Genomic DNA, 14,710 nt, shown 5'->3' on the forward strand with positions numbered 1-14,710 from the left:
CTTGGCGTTGGCGCGGTCCTCGTTGGTGGTCCACCACGAGGCCCGGTAGCCCGCCTGGAAGTCACCAGGGGCGAACATCGCTGAGATTGGGCGGGCTGCCCAGCCGATCACCTTCTCTTGATACGGCCAGTCCTGCGGGTGTGCGGCGTGGCTGTAGTCATCCCCGGCGCTGTTGGTGGCGCTTTGCAGGAACGGAACGCGGTTGGCCTTCCACAACGGGTTGGCCGGGTTGTTCGTCCAGCCGACGCCCCAGTGGCCCGCCGAGTCGGCGGAGTCATAGAAGCCGGAGTTGTACGCCCACAGCGCGAAGAACCAGTTCTCGATCCACTTGGGGTGACCGCCGTTGATCTTCATGCCGGCGTTGTAGGTCTGATTCCACTTCTCTGACAGGATCTGCACACCAGCGGCGACGTTCGCCGTGTAATCAAGGGCAACGGCTTCCTGCGCGAGCGTGGACAGAGCGGTCTCGCCCGGCTTGGTCTTGCCGGCAAGACGCATGCCATCTGTTGCCTGGGTGATGCCATAACCGCAGTCGGCGTCAGCCCAGTTGATCCTCCAAGGGTCGAGCTGCTCGCCGTCGGCAGCGTAGTCGACGCCGTAGTAGTTGCCGATAAGGGAGTTGGCGGTGACGCCGGGCACAGCGAATCGGGTGGCCTGCCACATGTTGGACTCCTGCGCGGTGATGCCGAGCATCACCTGTGCGGGAATGTGCCACTTGTCGGTGACGTCGGGGTCCTCGTTGTCGAGGGTGCCGTTAGGGTCACCGGCGAGGAGGGTCGGCGGGAACAGGCCCTGAGGCTGGTAGCCACCGGTGCCGGTGTTCTTCCAGTTCCCCTCACGGTAGAAGTCCAGCTCGCCGACGACGGCCTGGTTCACCGCCCACTCGACCTGGCGCGGCGTGGGCTGGAACGCCTGCTTCTTCGCGTCATTACGAGCCACCGCGCAGTAGCGTTCCCCTGAGCCCTCGCTGGGGTTGTCGGACTGTGCGGTGAGCGCCTGGGTGCGGACGGTCTGTGTGGACAGGCCGTCACTATCCTTGCCGGTCGCCTGCGACTTGTCCGGGCCGGAGGCGACCGGGCCACCCCTGGGCAGAGCAGGAGACAGCGCATGCCCCTGAGCCGCGTCACTGACGCGGTTAACGCCGGGACGCAGGTCGAGAGTTACTGACTTGCCCGAGTCCAGTATGCGCAGAGTGGTACGAGCAGGGCGGGGTTTAGCCGCGTCTTCCGGGTTGACCAGGGTGGTCTTGCCGTCTGACCATGTGGTGGTCAAGGCTGCCCGGGCGTTGCTGGAGATCGCTGCACCGGTGGGGAGCTTGCCGGGGTTGTGTATCCGTTTGGGCAGTGCCTTGGACGTGGCAGCCCCCGTTACGAACACCTCGCCGCGCGCCGAACGGGTTAGGTCCCAAGCGTGCAGCTTGCCGGAGGCTACCGTGACGGGTTTTGTCTCCTTGCCTTGCGCGACCTCGGTGTGGGCCAGGTGCTTGGCCCAGCTGGTCGGCGTCTTGGAGACATCCTTGTCGAGTTCGCGGTCGATGAATGTGATGCCACCGTCGGCATCGGCGGTGATCTGAAAGGGCACCGTAGTTGTGGTGGCCAGGGGCTTCTCAGTCTTGCCGTTGATGCGCACCAGTTTGTTGCCGTGCGCGGCCACGATGCCTTCGACCGTGGGGACGGCCGAGGTGACCTGCCCAGCGAGCGTGACCGAGTGACTCTGCTTGCCAGTCGCTGCGTCGACGGAGACGAGGCGGGTCTGCTGCTTTTCGTCGCCGTCGTACGTAAGTTGGGTGAACACCGCCTGGTCACCCTGGCCGCAGCCGGGCGAGAAGTAGGCGAGCGACGACTGGAACGGCAGTTTGGTCACCTTGCCCGACCCCAGGTTTACCACCGCTGTGAAGGCGCCGCGAGCCATGAGTTCTGGCTTGTTGGTGAACATGCGTGGTGCGTATGAGACGGCTGCGTACTTGCCGGACTCGGTTACACAGTGGTTGCCGATCCAGGTGTCCGAGGCGAAGCCGTTCTCGAACAGGCTAGCTATGGTTCGAAGCTGGTAGCCGCTTTTCTCCTTGCCTGCGAGCAAGTGAAAGCCGGTCCCGTCGCCGGTCGTAGTGACCGCGGTGTCGGCGGATTTCTTGTAGTCCTTGCCGAGTATTCGGACTCGGTCCTTCGCCAAGATCGCGGAAGGCTTTAGCGAGAGCTTTTTTTGGTTCTGGGTGGAATCGCTCCATCCCTGTACCGCATCTGTCGGCGGTTTTGGTTCCTCGGCCTGTGCGGGCATACTCAGTGGTATTGCCAGCACTGTGGCCACCATGAGGGTGACCGGCGTGCGTAGACGAATACGTCTTTTTTTCAACTTCTCTTCTCCTCTGGTTATCTACTTGACAGCCTTGGCGGCTGTAAGGACATCCTTCAAGCGCATTTTGGCGGCTGTGAGTTGGGCCCTGTTCTCCTTGATCAGCCGCTTCTGGACCGTCGACTCTTCCTTGAACCAGACCTCGATCAGGCGGGTCTGCTCCTTGCAGTCGATGTCGTCCAGCGCGAGAGCAATCGAGTCTTTAGTTTCGGTGTTGCCGAGCCCTTTTTCCGTAGCCCTGTATGGATCGGAGGCGGTGTGGCCCTTGTCTTTCATGCAGGCCGACCAGTTCTTGATGGCTTTCTCAATCGTCTTGTGGGGACGAGCCTCGGAGAGAGCTGTCGACGCGAGCTGAGTAACAAATCCCGCATCGGACTCATCTAGCTCGAGCTGCTGTTTCGACCATTCGGCACATCCGCCCTTGTGTAGCTTTTTTCCGTCATGCTCGGCACGAGCAGGCTTGGTCTTCTCGCCCAACCCGGAGTAGCCGCCGTCGCTGCCGGTGGGGGCGGCGATCGGTTCCGGCTTGGTGCGCCCGGTGAGAACCTCAACCTGGATACCTGGCAGGTCGGGTGTCTGCTGCACGGTGTACTTCTGCTGCTCAGGCGAAAGTAGGTAGCCGTACTTCTCTGCCTGGGCGCGGTCAGTAATTCCATAGCGGCGCTCGATGTTCATGTTGTTGTTGCTCGCTGGCGGATTTATTCCCGGGCGTGGTAGGTCGACGGTGAATCCGTATTCAGCCATGCACTTTGTCTGGAGAGTGCGTATGGCAGAGTCGATGATGACCTGGTCCGAGTACGGGACCATGTAACTTTCGAGCGGCAATTCCAAACCCTTGACCAGGCCGGAACTGGGAATTTCCTCTGGCCACTCGCTCTGGTTTGGTTGCGTTTTTTCAGTAGCCTCGTCGGGGGCGGGCCCGGGCGGCGAACATGAACTGAGGACTATTGCTGCAAGCATGGCAGTTGTCGCGGTGAACGCTGGCTTGAGGACGTGCACGGGTGCCTTCTCTATGTGAAGTCATGAAGCGCTGAGATGCTCGTGTGGATTTGCCTCCGTACCACTGAACAACTGGTACGGAGTGACCGACCCGGCGCGATTCGGGGGCTGGAGTTCGCGGGAAAGATTTGATCGAAGTATCCTCGGACGAGTGTTGCGGTAGCCCGACTTCGTCACTCCCTCGCTTCAGGCCAGACGGCTTGACGCGCTGATGCAGCGTTCCCCTCCCAGGCGCGCGTCAATTCACGCCGAAGGCTTGGCGTGTAGTGAGAACAGATGCATGCCCTGCCCATCGACTCGATCATTAGATCATCCCCGCTTGCATACGAAGTGGACATTCTGTGATCTAGTCGACCGTCACGAGTTAATATCTTTCTCATTTTCAAATAGATCCGATGACGCTCCGTATGGGCTAACAGCAGGTGCCTGCCGGTGGTCTGGTAACGGTTGTTCTGGCGGCAAGGCGTGGCCACCACTGGCGTCCAGGAGTGAATGCCACCGGGCTCAGCCGCTCCAGCCTGTACGCGACCTTCGGGGGCAAGCAGGAGCTCTACTGTGCGGCCCTCGAACGGCACGTTCAGGACCGGTCACGGCCCGTCCTCGGTCGACTGGAGAAGGACGAGCGCGGACTGCCGGCTGTCACCGACTTCCTCGCCGGGCTGATCGAGGCCTGCTGCACCGGCGAGTTCGCCCGATGGGTTTGCACGATCTCCAACGCCCACGCGGCACGGAGAACGGCGATCCCGCCGGCCGCGCCACACATTCTTCCTCGGGTTGAAAGGACGACCCCCTCTGGTCTGAAAACAGACCTGAGGGATTTCTGCCGCCTGGCCTTCTCGGCGGAAGCGTGGGGCTGCAGTCAGCGCGAGCACGTCACAGCAAGAGCGCTTCTGCTGCCGGTCTCGTGATCCGATGTGGGTTGTAGCTCCAGGTGATGTCAGTAGTCGTGGAGCCTCGGCTACTGACATCCAGAAGGCATGCCATGCTGCCGAGCCGTCATGACGGCGCGCTCTGGCTGCTGGAGGTGTGCGTTCACCTGTCAGCGTCGAGTACAGCGCGGGTGATGGCTCCGGCACTTGTGACGCCCGCACCACCGGAAGGCGCTACTGATGCGACGGCGACGTCCCCGTTGAATGCGGTGAACCACCCGTGCGTTGCCTGATCGGTGCCCTGATCGGCCAGTCCAGCCATAGAGCCGAAGGTCCCATTGCTCCCCGTCATGACTTCGGCTCCAGTGCCTTGAGACGCGTTGTGGTTCATCATCGCGCGCAGTTGCTGAGCGACTTTGCCGGAGAGCGGACGTTCGGCCTGTGCCTGATCGGCGCCTGCCAGGTCGGCCCCCACCAGGAGGGGTTGCTTGAAAGTGCCGCTTTTGACCGTGGCGGTGATCGACGCGAGGTTCAGTACGTTGAGACGAACTTCGCCGCGGCCGACTGCTACCGCCGCTCTGTCCGCACCGGTGAGTTCTGGGACGGCTCCGTCGGATGTGGTGACGCCGGTCTGCCAGTCGAGACCGAGGCCGAAGACGCCCTTCGCCTCCTTGGCCAGTGCCCCCGGCGCGAGTTCGTCGGCCAGCTCTGCGAAGGCGGTGTCACAGGAAGCCGCGAAGGCATCGGTGAACGTGCCGCCTGCACCGGCGCCCTTCAGTCTCGGGTTGGTGAAGGCGGTTCCGGCCACCACGACCTGGCCGGGGCAGTTCACGGCAGTGGTCGGTGAGATCGCCCCCTGCTCCAGGAGGGCGGCGGAGGTCACGATCTCGAACACGGAGCCTGGTGCTTCGACACCTTCCAGAGCGGGATTCATCTCTCCCTTCGCTGAGGTCGCCACCGCCAGGATCTCTCCCGTACTGGGCTCTACCGCGACGACAGAGGCTCGGGAGTGCTCCGCGACCGCTGCCTCGGCCGCCTGCTGAAGTGAGAGATCGATGGTCGTAGAGATCGTCCCGGGCTTGCCCTTGACCACGTGCGCGAGGGTCGTATCCTCCCCGTCGCCGAACAGCGGGGTCATGCGGACGTCGAGGGCCGGAGTGCCCGCCTGCGTGGCGTAGCGCTCCTTGAGCTGGCTGATGACCTGGGAGAGCCCTGGCTGTTCCTGATCGTTCAGCGCGGTGCCCTCTCGGCTGAGTACGGCTGTTCTGGGGGCCGTCGTCACGGCTTTCAGGGTGTAGCCGTCGCGGCCGGCCAACTCCGGATGAATGACGGAGGGCTTCCACACGACGCGTTCGCCTTCTTGCGGTTCGTCGCGGACGTCGAGCTGTGACTCGTATGACCATCTGCCCTCGGTGTCTTGGGTGGAGATGCGCGCTGTCACGGTGAAGGGGACATGCTGCCCTTCGACACCATGGGCGGTGAAGTTCACGCCCGTGGTGGGCAGGTGGTTCTTGAACGCCTTCAGGGCGAGGAGCGCCGCATGCGGGTCTGTAGTGAGACTCGAAGCCTTATCGAGGTCTCCGTCGGACCAGGCGGCGAAGAACTCCTCTGCGGCGTCCGGTACGGGCTCGGACACGATGAAGGAGGCTATGCCGTAAGCCCCGGCGGCGATGGCGCCGGTGACCGCCAGGGTGAACGCGGTTGTTCGTAGTGTGAATCGCATGGGGTACTCCCTGTGGGGGTGGGGGCGGAAACGAAGCGGTCTCAGCGGCGCAGGGCCTCGACAGGCTGGATACGGCTCGCACGCCACGCCGGATACAGGCCGGCGGCGATTCCTGTCGCGAGTCCGATGACCGGCGCGATGGCCACGACCATGGGGTCGAGGACGGGGGTCCACTCCCGGACCATCGCGACGGCGACGACGGTGACGGTCCCCAGCGACGTACCGACCAGCCCGCCCAGAGTTCCGAGGACCCCCGACTCGGCCAGGAACTGGCTGGTGATGTGGCGGCCGCGGGCACCCAACGCGCGACGCAGTCCGATTTCCCCGGTGCGTTCCAGCACAGCTACCAGCGTGGTGTTGGCGATCCCAATGGTCCCGATGAAGAGACAGATGGTCGCCAGGAGGAGGAAGAGTTGGTCGAGGTCGCCACTGACGTCATCGCGTAGGGCTCTGGGATCCGGGGGCGGAATGACTTTGAAGTACTCGACGTGAGCGGGGTCGAGAGCGGTGGCCACCTCCCCGGCCGCCTGGGGAGCCGCACCCAGCCGGGTGGAGATCAGCATGGAAGCGGCGCCTTTCGGCGGCCCCCAAAGCTGGTAGGCAGTGGATCGAGGAATGATCACGCTGAGCAGCAGATCGGGCTTGCGTTCGACCGTCTCGACGATGCCCACCACCGTGAAAGCCTCGTCACCGATGAACAGCGCCGGATGGGTCTCCAGGGTGGTGATACCGAGTCTGGAAGCGATACCGAGCCCCACCACGGCGACGCGCTGCCGCGTCCGGTCGTGCCAGGTGTTCAGCGACCTGCCCTCCACGACGGTGGGTTCTGCCGCGGCAAGGACCCCGGACGAGGCGGCGAGCACAGGAATGCTCCGTCCGGCGCTTCCCGTGGTGACCGGCGAGGAGCGCACCTGCTCGTCGGCGTCCAAATTCACCGGCCAGTGCACGCCGGCGTGCTGAACCCCGTTCAGTCTCTGGGCCCGTTCCTCTGCGTCTTCGGGAAAACCCAGATCCACGAAGGGGTTGGACTGACGGGCGATGTCCTCGACGGTTATCTCGGTCGCGGTCAGGGCGTCGAAGCGCTCGTCGATCTGCGATGAGGCAGTCGACGTCAGACCCAGGATGGCCACGAACGTCCCGACGCCGAGCACGGTACCCAGGGAGGTGAGCGCTGAGCGTGCGGGGCGTTGCAGCACTCCCGCCATCGCCTCGGCCAGCAAGTCCCGCAGAGCCATGCGGGAAGGGCGTACAACTGGAGGGCGCCTTCGGGGGCGGAGGAGCGCCCTCATGGCTGCGCCTGTTCGTTCAGATGGCCGTCTCGAATGCTGACTGTGCGCTGGCCTCGCGAGGCCACCGTCGGGTCGTGGGTGATGACGATGACGGTCATGCCGTCCTCGTGGAGGTCGTCCAGGAGGTGCAGGACCGACTGAGCGGTGGCGGAGTCCAGATTTCCGGTGGGCTCGTCGCACAGCAGCAGGGAGGGGCGCCCGACCAGCGCACGGGCGATGGCCACGCGTTGCCGCTCCCCTCCGGAGAGGGTGGTCGGCAGGGCGTCCAAGCGGTGGCCCAGGCCCACCTGCTCCAGGGCGCTCCTCGCGAACGCCGCTCTCTCCTTGCGGGCGGTGCCGCCGTAGGTCAGGGCCATGGCCACGTTCTCGCACGCTGTCCGATACGGCAGCAGGTGGAACGACTGGAACACAAAGCCGATGCGCCTGCCGCGCAACGCTGTGCGCTGGGCGTCGGACAGGGTTCCCGTGTCAATGCCGTCGAGTAGAAAGCTCCCCGTGGTGGGGCTGTCCAGCAGTCCGAGAACGTTCAGGAACGTGGACTTTCCCGCTCCGGAAGGACCGACGACCGTGACGAACTCTCCTGGCCGCACCAGAAGATCGCAGGGTGACAACCCCGTTACAGGAGGCGGGCCCGGATAGGTGAGACCGCATTGGCGGAGTTCGATGACAGCAGGTGTCGAGGCCGACTTCACTGTGATGTGTCGCCCGTCACGTGCGTCCCGCGAACTCCTGTGAGTACCAAGTCCCCTTGGTGCAGCTCTTCCTTGCTCTCGGCACGTACTTCTACGTATCCGTCGCCCGAGGTGCCGACCGTGACGGCGATGCGACGCTGTGATCCGTCAGGCCTCCGGACCGTCACCGCGGTCCGGCCGTCCGCACCGGCAGCGATGGCTGACACAGGGACCACCAACGCCTTGCCCTTGGTCGACGCGGCGCGCACTGTGAGGCGTACATCCTGACCCGCCATATCGCGGGGAAGTCGTGCGGTGGGCTTGACCACCATCAGATACCCCTTGGCTCCCGTCGCTGCGCGCTCGTTGCTCTCCGCGGGGACGGTGCTCTGTTCGTTCGCCGCTGCTTTGGAGACGGAGGCTACGGTGGCGGCGGCGGACCGCCCGGTCAGCTCGGAGAAGACTTCTACATGCTGACGCGGCCGCACGAGGCCCTTCTCGTGAGCCTGGAGATAGCCCTGAACCGTCAACACGCCAGCAGAGAGCGTCATCGCCTTACCTGTGACGGTGGAACCGACCTTGGTGTCGATACCGTCCACGCGTGCCGGGAACTCTGAAATGAATACGACTTCGGAGGCCGGCAGCATGGGCCCTGCAATCATCTCGGCCTGAGACAATTTCTCGCGCGCCTCGCGCAAGTCGTCCTTGGCTCGCTCAAGCTGCTTACGAAGGTCACTCAACACTTCGGCGCCGCCCGTCCGATCCGCAGCGTCAGATGCTGGCCCCGAATCGGGCGGAGACGTAGCAGAACCGGTCGGTGCGACACTAGTTTGCGGCGCCTTGACGTCGATGGCCTTGTCCCGCGCGCCCTCCAGGGCGTCCCTCGCATCCTCTACCGCGCGCTGCGCGTCCACCACCACGTCTTCGGCCTCTGAGACACCTGACCCCCCCTCGGGGGCGGCGGGCTGCGGTTCATAACCGAGCTTCTTGTAAAAATCGATCAGAGCCGATTTCGTGCCGGCACCGAAATGTCCCCGCCGATCGCTTCCGACGTGGTGCCCCAGCGCTTGCAGCGCTGACTGCAGTTGTGCGACATCGTCGCCGTCGGCTCCCGGCTTGAGGTCTCTGTAGACAGGAAGGCTGCCCTTGAGCGCGACGATCGGACGCCCGGAAACCTCCAACAACAGCTGACCAGCACGGACATCCTGGCCCACAGCGACCGGCTGCTTCGTGATGACAGCTGACGCCGCACCAGGCGCTCCGCCTGTCGGCGTCACGTCTACCGACTGTGCTGCAGTAACGGTGCCGCGGAGCATTACCGAGGTCTCCAGAACCCGGTACTCGACAGGTGAAGTCAGTACGGACGGAGCTGGAGGGGACGAATCGGCAATCGCCTGAGCCGGCGACTTGATCTGCTGGCCGATGCCCACACCGAGCGTGGACAGCACCACTGCGCCGACGACAACGCCACCGGCCCACCTGCGCCGGACGCTCAGGCTTGACGACACCTCCGGGTTACCCTTAGACACTGCGGAAATTTTCCATTCTGACATATATAGGGAACACGGATTACTCATACGCGCTGCCCTCGCCGCCGGGATTCGATGTTCTGCGGTGCGCTGTGCGCATGTTCAGCAACACGGCACCCCGGCGCCGTGGGCAGCAAACAAGGTCAGTTGCGCAACGCCTTTTCAGCAGCCTTCACGGCAGCTAGATTGTTCTCCTTGGCTTCATTCAGCTCCAGTTGATTTTGCTCGATCTGCGAGCGCTGAATCTTTGTTTCCTCGGCAAGCCAGATACCCACGAGATTAGTTGACTCCTTGCAGTCGATATCCGCGACCGCAACGGATACCTCGGCCCCGTCAGTCTTCGCGAGGTCCATGGCGTCGAAAGGAGTCGCAGCCTCGTAACCCTCGGCCTTCAGGCAACCGGACCACTCCTTCAGTGCGGCTCGGACAGCAGGAGCCTCCTGAGACTTGGCCAGGCTCTCGTAGCTGAGCTTGCTCGCCAACGACATGTCGATGGCGTCAGCTCCGACCTTGCGGACGGACCATCCGCTGCATCCTCCCTCTGGGATTTCCTTTCCCTTGTGTGATGGAGTTGTATCAGCACCACCGCCCTTGCCGGAGCGGCCAGACATGACAAGTGCGGCAGCGGCGCTCAACTCGGGCATCTCGGCACCGGTTTGCTGCCCGCGTTCGGCGATTCCGTATCCGTGCTGCTTTGCGAGCGCCGGGTCACTTATCCCATAGCGTCTCTCGATGTTCACGTCGTTGTCATTTGGAGGTGGCGTTCTTCCCGCAGGCGGCGCCTCGAAATCGAACCCATACTTGGCCATGCATTCCGTCTGAAGAGCACCGACAGCGTTGGTGATGGTAACTGTCTGCTCATAGGTTTGCATGTAGTCCTCCAACGGCAGCGACTTGCCTTTCAGGAGACCTTGCTGGGGAGTGGAAGGAAGCGATGGAATTCCGTCAGGATCACTAGAAGCGAGAGCTTTCTGGGTGACGCCTTGAGGGTCTGCGTCGCCCCCACATCCTGCAGCAAGCGCCACCAATGCGAAGCATGCAACCGCAACACGAAGCTTCTTCACCATCATCGGCTCCTAGGCGAAGTGCTGCGAGGCGTTGTTGTTGTGCAGCGTGCCGTTCAAGTCAACCTGCTTTCCTCCAGCGCAGTACATGCTGCCGTAAGTGTGCTGGAAGAACTGAGAACTTCCCGCGTAGCCAGAGTTGTAGTAGACCCGGTACGAGTCAGCAGGGGCACAGTTCTCCACCGAACCGGCCTGATTCTTCACTGCCACGCCTGTACCTGAGGAGTTATGCCCGCTGTCACTCTTACCGAAAACAAACTTGTAGTGAACAACTGCGGCGCCATTGGGGCTGACCGACTGTCCCGCATAGTTGTATATGTTGGCGTAGAAGGAAGCGCGCGCGGAAGTGTAGCCACCATGTGCAATGGTGTTGTAGTACAAATGGAGATCGCCGTATGAGCAATTATTCTGCGGAATGTCGCAGTTGTCGCTCACGTTGGCATAGGATTCCACGGCGGCGGCCGGCTGCGTCGGCGAGAAAAGAGCCAGCGAGGCCACCGCCGAGAGCAGCACCGATGTCCGCTTTGTTGCAGTACGCATTACATTCACTCCAGATTGCATTGATTGCCTCAACTTGATCGAAAGTGAGGCAGTGGGCCGTTGCGAGGGGAGGTGCGTGCATGTCGCAATAGCGTGCGCCGGGCCCCCTCGGTGCCTCTGAATGGGAGCACCGGGGCGGCCCTCTTCCCCCTTATTTGGATCTTAGGTGACTGCGTCGGGGGTCGGTCTAGACCTGTCAGATAACGATCTTGTAGAGTGCAGGTATCGGCCTTGAGGCGTCGCACTTGCGAGGGTGTCAAAGCTCGTGCGCCGTCAACTCAACCGCAGCCGTAGGCGGTTGGTTGATTTGTAAGCTTCTCCAATGTGGCCACCAAGCGGGTGACAGTCCGTGAAGCGCAACGAGCAAGGCCCCCGGGCTGTGGATCGAGATTTCTGACGTCTCAATCACGTTGCTCGGGAGCCTCGTTGGTCACCCATCCTGACGCACTCGACCTGCCGCATGCACTCGTGGACGGGGTCACCATGCTGATCGCATCCGCGAGGGCTACCGGCGCTGCAAGCTTCGCCCGTTCCCGCGCGAGGGTGGCACTGGTTGTACCCGCGCGAACACACCACTCTGGCGAAGAGCCCTCGACCGCGTCCTCGGGGGCAGTTGTGCTCCAGCTGGCCGGAGCGCTCGCGGCGCCGAGCAGCTTGCACGCGGCCTCGGCCAAGGCCTTGGCCCGCTCGGCGACACCCGGCGCCGCAGTGGCATCAGGTCCATGCCCTACATACTGACGGTGAGGCTCGGATGGCTACTGCTCTATCCGACCCCGAATCAGCGGAGCAAGGCGCGCAGTGGTTGCAGGTCTTCGAGACCGGCGATGGAGAGGGTGGCTCCGGCTTTGTCGAGTTCGGCGGTGGTGGTGCGGCCGGTTGCTACGCCCAGGACGCGAACACCGGCCGCGCGGCCGGCGGCGACGTCGGCTTCGGTGAAACAGGGTGGTGGTGTGGAGTTCGGCGCGGTCGTCGTGGTCCTCGCCGTATCCGCTGGATCGCCGCAGCCGCGGTCTGGACCTGTCACATGCCCGCCCTGTCCGGCTACCCGCCGTTTGTCGTGCTCGCCCAGAGCCTGCAGTTGCGGGCGAACAGGACGAGTCCACCGTCGACCTGGTGGTCGATACCGGGCTGAGGATCGTCGACCTCCTCGATCGTCTGGAGCGCCCGTTCCGCCCCCGCGCCGATCTGATCGACATGTGGCATGCCGTGGAGACCCTGTCCGCCAACGTGCCGATCCTTACGGACACGGCGGACTGGCTGCTCGACCAAATCTCCCTGCGGGATGCGCCCGCCCAGCAGCTGCGGGCTGTCCTCGAGCCGGACATCACGGACTACCTGCGCGACCAGCGCGCAGGCGGCGGGATTGTAAAACGTTCGGGTCTGTTCCGTAGTCGGTGGTGACGGAGGGTGTGGTCAGCCTAGGAGGATGCGGTGGCGTAGGAGGGGGGAGCTCGCGCGGCCGTACATCTGTCGCTTGATCAGCTTGGTTTTGTTGTTCACGCCTTCGGTGCCGCCGTTGTGGTGCGGCAGGGTGAGGGCGGCGTCGACTGCGGCGCGGTCCTTCTCGAGGCCCCGGGTGAAGGCATGCAGGTGGGGCAGGTCCTCGGCTTGGGCAGAGGTGATCCAGGTGCTCAGCAGGGCGGCATTGCCGTCGGCGGGATCCAGCAGCACGGCGAAGTGGTGGATGAGGTTGGCCAGGGCGGTCATCTCGTGGCAGGCAGCGCGGGCGGCCTTGATACGTTCCCGCTGGTGGGTCGGGGCGGGTGAGCAGGTAGCGGGCCAGGCGCCGGGGCGAGAGGGCGGGTCGGTCGGCCTCGACGCGGCCCTGGTTGATGTAGCGGACCAGCAGGTTCGAGCTGCCGGTGTAGCCCAGCTCCCTGATCTCCTGCAGGAGATGGGTGACGGGGACGGCCGGGTTCTCCAGTCGGCGCTTGCGCAGGTGTTCGCGGTAGGGGTCCACGAGGGTGGGCCGGCATTTGGGGGCGCGGATGAGGCGTTCGGGCTCGGTGACACGGTCGTAGCGCTTGACGGTGTTGAGAGCCAGGTTGAGGCGACGCGCGCACTCCAGAAGTCCGACTCTGCGCTCGCGTAGGGCGTGAACCTGCTGCCAGCGCTCGCGGGTGGTGGCGGCCTGTCTCCCCTCAGTCGGGGGAGGGCCGGCTTTCGCCCAGCAGGTGCTGTGCGCGGCGACTTCCTTGCGGACAGCCTCGGCGAGGTTGTGCCACAGGTGCCAGCGGTCGCTGATCTGAACCGCGTCGGGCAGGGCTCGGCGGACCGCCTGGGCGTAGGTGGCCGATCCGTCCCGGCACACGGCCTCGATGCGCGGATGCACGCGCAGCCAGGCTTCCAGAGTGGCGGCTTCGCGGCCGGGGAGTACCTCGATTCGCTCTCCGGTCTCGGCGTTGATGATGATCGTGGCGTAGCTGTGCCGGCGTCGCAGGGCGAAGTCGTCGACCCCGATCACCCGCGGGATCCGCACCGCCGGTACGGGCACCCGGCGCAGCAGCCGCAGGGCGGAGGCGTACGACACGGGCACGGCCAGCGATCGGGCGAGTCGGGCGGACGCCCGGCCGCATAACTCCTTGACCAGCTCGGGGAGCTGACGCGTCAGACGTGTGGTGCGGCGCTGATGGCGCTCCAGAAGCCCGGAGACCTGCTCTCGGAAGGTCTGCCGCCTGCAGCCCAGGACCGGACAGACAAGCCGTCGTATCCTCACCCGGACCACGACCTGCCGGCCGTCGACCGGCACATCCCGCACCGTCCGGCCGTGATACCCGTGGACCCTCCCCGTCACGACCCCGCACACCGGACAGGGAACGGGAACATCCCGGGTCCGAGCCGTCACCCGGACTATCTCGCCACCGTCCGCCACATCCTCGATGACCAACGCAGACAACCCCGAAAACACCGTTACTACAAGCGTGTTCGCATCATGCACGCTCAATGATCACAGGCGAGCACTCACCGCCACCACCGACTACGGAACAGACTCGCTCGTTTGACAGACCCTCGATACGGAGTGTGACTGCACCGGGCAAGGGGAGGGGTGGGACGGAGTCTGCGGCATGCAGTGCGGGTGAGCCGCGATTGGATGCCTGCCAGCGGATGTGCCGGGCGGATCTTCTCCCTCTACGTGCAGCACCGGGGCCTCTTATAGCCGTGCGGTACGTACCGCACGGCAGTGCCGTTGAAGGGGACCGAGCCGGACGCAGCGGGATCCAACAGGATGTGAATGTCCGTCTCTGTGACGTTTCCGCAGGTGAGACGCGTCTCCCTTTTAGGTTCGAGTCCCACCCGCCCCACCGAGCGTCCCCAGGCAGAATCGTTCTGACCTAGGGAAATGCACTTTCTGGGAACGTGCGGGCTCCGCAGCGGTGCAGCGAACGTGCAGCGTTCTGCGCCCTCGTTACTTTCCAGGCATCCGTGACCTGGGGTTTTGCCGCCTTCTTGGTGGGATGAGTGGTCTGCGGTCCCACCCGCCTCACCGCGTGATGCCCTTTGCTGTGCCGCGGCAGGCAATGTTCGCCCCTTCGACCGAACCATGAGCAACTGTCCAGGCCCCCTCGGCAGGCGTTGTCGGCGCCCCGAAGGCAGTTGGCGGACCGTGCCGAATTCACGCCGCCTCTGCGGCTTGCGGGTGGCCATCAGGCGGCCTTCCCGTAGCGGGAACGCTC

The 14,710-nt window shown here is 64.2% G+C and carries 10 protein-coding genes and 2 pseudogenes; 2 read left to right on the top strand and 10 right to left on the bottom strand.

Annotation, left to right across the window (positions count from 1 at the left end):
- Positions 1-2,310, bottom strand: a pseudogene (locus ABZ154_RS33255) (hypothetical protein); the annotation flags it as partial.
- 63 nt (positions 2,311-2,373) lie between these two features.
- Complete coding sequence (locus tag ABZ154_RS33260) at positions 2,374-3,351, bottom strand: hypothetical protein (RefSeq protein ID WP_356838084.1); 978 nt, start codon at positions 3,349-3,351, stop codon at positions 2,374-2,376.
- Between the two features lie 488 nt (positions 3,352-3,839).
- Between ABZ154_RS33260 and ABZ154_RS33265 the strand changes: the two genes are divergently transcribed.
- A complete protein-coding gene (locus ABZ154_RS33265; RefSeq protein WP_356838085.1) occupies positions 3,840-4,259 on the top strand; it encodes a hypothetical protein in 420 nt (139 codons plus the stop codon).
- A gap of 124 nt (positions 4,260-4,383) precedes the next feature.
- Here the strand turns inward: ABZ154_RS33265 and ABZ154_RS33270 are convergent, their stop codons facing one another.
- The 7 genes from ABZ154_RS33270 to ABZ154_RS33300 all read right to left on the bottom strand — a co-directional run bounded on the left by ABZ154_RS33270 (position 4,384) and on the right by ABZ154_RS33300 (position 12,060).
- Positions 4,384-5,943: a penicillin-binding transpeptidase domain-containing protein gene (locus tag ABZ154_RS33270; RefSeq protein ID WP_356838086.1), complete on the bottom strand. Its 1,560-nt coding sequence runs from the start codon at positions 5,941-5,943 to the stop codon at positions 4,384-4,386.
- Positions 5,944-5,984: 41 nt separating this feature from the next.
- Complete coding sequence (locus tag ABZ154_RS33275; RefSeq protein ID WP_356838087.1) at positions 5,985-7,178, bottom strand: ABC transporter permease; 1,194 nt, start codon at positions 7,176-7,178, stop codon at positions 5,985-5,987.
- Positions 7,179-7,228: 50 nt separating this feature from the next.
- Positions 7,229-7,924, bottom strand: coding sequence for an ABC transporter ATP-binding protein (locus tag ABZ154_RS33280; RefSeq protein WP_356838088.1), 696 nt, complete (start codon positions 7,922-7,924; stop codon positions 7,229-7,231).
- Positions 7,921-9,354 carry a peptidoglycan-binding protein gene (locus tag ABZ154_RS33285; protein ID WP_356838089.1) on the bottom strand — a complete coding sequence of 478 codons (1,434 nt, stop codon included), beginning with the start codon at positions 9,352-9,354 and terminating at the stop codon, positions 7,921-7,923. The genes ABZ154_RS33280 and ABZ154_RS33285 overlap by 4 nt, the downstream gene beginning before the upstream one ends.
- A 221-nt stretch (positions 9,355-9,575) precedes the next feature.
- On the bottom strand, positions 9,576-10,502 hold the full coding sequence (locus tag ABZ154_RS33290; RefSeq protein WP_356838090.1) for a hypothetical protein: 927 nt from the start codon (positions 10,500-10,502) through the stop codon (positions 9,576-9,578).
- Between the two features lie 6 nt (positions 10,503-10,508).
- On the bottom strand, positions 10,509-11,036 hold the full coding sequence (locus tag ABZ154_RS33295) for a hypothetical protein (protein WP_356838091.1): 528 nt from the start codon (positions 11,034-11,036) through the stop codon (positions 10,509-10,511).
- A gap of 778 nt (positions 11,037-11,814) precedes the next feature.
- Positions 11,815-12,060, bottom strand: coding sequence for an HAD hydrolase-like protein (locus ABZ154_RS33300; protein WP_356838092.1), 246 nt, complete (start codon positions 12,058-12,060; stop codon positions 11,815-11,817).
- A gap of 89 nt (positions 12,061-12,149) precedes the next feature.
- Between ABZ154_RS33300 and ABZ154_RS33305 the strand changes: the two genes are divergently transcribed.
- On the top strand, positions 12,150-12,437 hold the full coding sequence (locus ABZ154_RS33305) for a hypothetical protein (protein ID WP_356838093.1): 288 nt from the start codon (positions 12,150-12,152) through the stop codon (positions 12,435-12,437).
- A gap of 12 nt (positions 12,438-12,449) precedes the next feature.
- Here ABZ154_RS33305 and ABZ154_RS33310 read toward each other — a convergent pair.
- A pseudogene (locus ABZ154_RS33310) lies at positions 12,450-13,944 on the bottom strand (ISL3 family transposase).
- Between the last annotated feature and the right edge of the window lie 766 nt (positions 13,945-14,710).

Source organism: Streptomyces sp. NPDC006261 (genome assembly GCF_040613515.1).
Lineage (GTDB): Bacteria > Actinomycetota > Actinomycetes > Streptomycetales > Streptomycetaceae > Streptomyces.

Excerpts from the sequence above, each read along its gene's own strand:
- ABZ154_RS33270 (WP_356838086.1), bottom strand. The coding sequence starts at position 5,943 with ATGCGATTCACACTACGAACAACCGCGTTCACCCTGGCGGTCACCGGC.
- ABZ154_RS33275 (WP_356838087.1), bottom strand. The coding sequence starts at position 7,178 with ATGGCTCTGCGGGACTTGCTGGCCGAGGCGATGGCGGGAGTGCTGCAA.
- ABZ154_RS33290 (WP_356838090.1), bottom strand. The coding sequence starts at position 10,502 with ATGATGGTGAAGAAGCTTCGTGTTGCGGTTGCATGCTTCGCATTGGTG.
- ABZ154_RS33295 (WP_356838091.1), bottom strand. The coding sequence starts at position 11,036 with ATGCGTACTGCAACAAAGCGGACATCGGTGCTGCTCTCGGCGGTGGCC.